2 protein-coding genes are annotated in these 2,202 nt (G+C 40.5%); both read right to left on the bottom strand.

Annotated elements, in window-relative coordinates; all coding sequences use genetic code 11:
* Positions 1–184: 184 nt before the first annotated feature.
* On the bottom strand, positions 185–1,564 hold the full coding sequence (locus ACN6OV_RS05455; RefSeq protein WP_427950487.1) for a WS/DGAT/MGAT family O-acyltransferase: 1,380 nt from the start codon (positions 1,562–1,564) through the stop codon (positions 185–187).
* A 167-nt stretch (positions 1,565–1,731) separates the two neighbouring features.
* Positions 1,732–2,202 (bottom strand): phosphoadenylyl-sulfate reductase (locus ACN6OV_RS05450; RefSeq protein ID WP_427950485.1); only part of this gene is annotated, 471 nt, incomplete at its 5' end.

Raw genomic sequence — 2,202 nt, 5'->3', positions numbered from 1 at the left:
GGTAATTTTCTTAGTCGAAATCTAAATTGTGTTATGTCCTTTTTATTTCAAGAGTTTAGAAAGTTGAGATTCGCGTAACTATAATAATCACCCAATAAAAAATCCGCTTTATCATAAAACGGATTTTTTTTATTAAAATTGAATGATTTAGCCCCAATCTAAAATATCAAATGTGGTGAGGCGGTTAACTAACCGCCTGCAACTTTGGGCTATCTTGATTCACAATAGCTTCAAAACGCTGAATTTCTTCTTCCAAATGTGTCAGTAAGTTTTGCATTTTTGGAAGGGCATTACGACATGCCGTTAAACCCACTTCAAGCTTATCGAGATAGCTAGTCATGGTGATGTTGAGTGCCTGACCATCGAGCACGATTGAAGCAGGATAGAGTGCTTCTAAACGTGCACCATTCCAATATAAAGGTTCTCGTGGGCCTGGGACATTGGAAATCACTAGATTAAAAGCCTGACGTTTCGGCATAAAACCAGACGCAATATTGAGCCCTGCAGCACTATAAACAAAAGCACTGTAGTTTAAAATTTGATTCGAGTTCATGCGTTTAAAGCGTTCTTTGGCATTTAGTACACTGCGACGCACAATGTTAAGACGCTCAAGAGGATCTTCTTTATGTGTGCCTAAATTTGCCAAAATCATGGTAATGCGGTTTGACACATCTGAATCATCAGAACGGACAGAAGCAGGAACCATAGCAATCAATGGTTTTTTCGGCAGGGCATTTTGTGAAATTAGGTATTCACGCAGCGCACCTGAGCAAATCGCCAACACAACATCATTAATTGTGACACCGAGAGACTTGGCAATATGTGACAAACGAGAAAATTCAAAAGATTGTGCGGCAAAACGACGTGAAGAACTGACACGTTGATTTAGAATAGAGCTTGGTGCTTGGAAGCTAGAGACATAATCGGGGTTACGCCCCATATCTTTTAGTACGGTTTGCGATAATTCGTATAGTACGCGAGGTGTTGAATCTAGTTGATCTTTCAGTGTTGCTAAGATGCCTTTCACGCGACTTACTTTCGGTTGATTGATACGCTTCAAACGTGGGCCTTCAACACACCACGGTGGTACAATACTTTTGGCATGTGGATCACGCGAAAGTGACTTTTCAACCAAGCGCATACCTGCAATACCATCTACCATTGCATGATGGATTTTAAAATACATGGCAAAGCGGTTATCTTCAATGCCTTCAATAATGTGACAGGTCCAAAGTGGTTTGGCACGGTCAATTAGGGCACTATGTTCCTGTGAAATATAAGTGAGTAATTCACGGATACGACCGGGATGCGGCAGTGCAATATGGCGGAAATGATGATCGAGATCAAACTCTTCATCTTCATCCCAAAAAAAGCCATTGAGTTTATTATTAAAAGGCGGAATTGGAATTGACTTTGAATTACGAATATCTGTGACGAGATCTTGAATAAAAGTGTCTGGTGCATTGTCGGGGATCTGAAATAAAAAAAGACCACCTACATGCATGGGTTGCTGCCGTTTCTCTAAATTTAAGAAGATAAAATCTATAGGATGTAATGGACGCATAGCGTTGATTGCCTCATTGCAATTTCTATCGCTACCCTATTTGTGAGTAGCATTGTTAGAATTATTGGATTGTCTCTCAAAGTATAGCGTTTTTACGTTGAAATGATACGGAATTATGTGTATCGATGCGTTGAAAAAACCACTGCTGTGCAGTGGTTTTGTGATCTTTATTTTTTCATGTTGCCTGCGTGTAAGCCGCATTCTTTATGGGTTGCATCTTCCCACCACCAGCGACCTTCACGTTCATGTTGATTCGGTAAAACAGGTCGAGTGCATGGTTCACAGCCAATCGAGATAAAGCCACGTTCGTGTAGTGGATTATATGGAATTTCCATTAGACGGATATAGTTCCAAACATCAGCGCTAGACCAGTTTGCCAAAGGATTGTATTTAATTAATTGTTTGCCCGCACCTGAAAAACCTGGGTCAGCTTGTACTACAGAAATTTCATTACGTGTGCCCGGACTTTGATCTTTACGTTGACCTGTAATCCAACCATCTAGAGTCGCAAGTTTTTTACGTAGCGGCTGAACTTTACGAATGCCGCAACATTCTTTGTGATCATCTTGATAGAAGCTAAAAAAGCCCTTTTCTGTCACCAGTTTTTGTACCGCATCACTTTCTGGGAAACAGATTTC

The sequence above is a fragment of the Acinetobacter sp. genome, from assembly GCF_050285345.1.
Classification (GTDB): domain Bacteria; phylum Pseudomonadota; class Gammaproteobacteria; order Pseudomonadales; family Moraxellaceae; genus Acinetobacter.
The sequence above is the reverse complement of the archived record's forward strand: the minus strand, read 5'-3'. Positions and strand labels throughout refer to the sequence as shown.